Below are 978 nucleotides of genomic sequence, written 5' to 3' on the forward strand. Positions count from 1 at the left end.
CAACTGTTTTTGTTCCGTTTAAAGCCCTTGTTAGTTGCCTCGTGGACAACGTTGTAGCCAGCAATAACTTGCTGATATTCGGTCACTTTACCCTTTGTAGGGTTCAGAAACTAGCGTCCACATTTGAAAACATGACACACTCAAGGTTTCACTATTGGAAACTGAAAACAGAGTAACGCCATTATAAACAAGTACGAACTAATGGAGCGTAGTTGCCTTTTAATTTAACGTACGCAGACGACTATTAGTGACAGCATTATTTGGCGGTGCGAGCGTATTTAGAAAACTCATAACGCACCAATTGATGAGCGTAAGAATACACAACGAAACTCGATAATAGAATTCAAAAACTGAGTATGTGCAATAAGGTTTAAGGCAGACTAACGCCTTGCTAAGCGGACTAAAATGGTTGGTTAAAATCGCGCAGCGATGACCAACTGTTTTAGTTCCGTTTAAGCAACTTGTTATGCATGCATTTATAGCCACCGTTTTACACTTTTTTTATATTCGTCATAATCGTTTCCGAAAACAGAACTTAAAAAAACCTCTTCGGGCTTTATTTGGAATTTATTCATATACCAAATAAATAAGACCGTAATAAACAAGTTAATAGGATTGCTTAAAAAAAATCCGTATCCCAACAGAGCCATTAACATGCCAACATACATTGGATTTCTAGTGTATCTATAAACACCTGATTTTACGAGAGTAGATACATTTTCAGTATTCATAGGATCGAGTGTTGTCTTATGTTTTTTAAAAGAGATTACACCAGCCAATGCAAAAGTGACGCCTATAATAAAAAATATTAATAGCACTTCGACTTTGAACGGTAAATCAAAAAGAGTAAATTTTAGATATAAATTGGTTAAGTACATTATTCCTACAAAAATAATTGTAAGAATTACAGGCGGTATTTTTTGTTCTAGATTCACGATAAAACCCTTGTATGCATAACGCCGCATTAAGCGGACAAAA

1 protein-coding gene is annotated in these 978 nt (G+C 35.4%); it reads right to left on the reverse strand.

Annotated features, from left to right (window positions below):
• Window positions 1–476: 476 nt before the first annotated feature.
• The coding region (locus ACP45E_RS17045; protein ID WP_206743907.1) for a methyltransferase family protein at window positions 477–978 on the reverse strand (502 nt) is incomplete at its 5' end.

This window comes from Vibrio genomosp. F10 str. 9ZD137, from assembly GCF_049974785.1.
GTDB lineage: Bacteria > Pseudomonadota > Gammaproteobacteria > Enterobacterales > Vibrionaceae > Vibrio.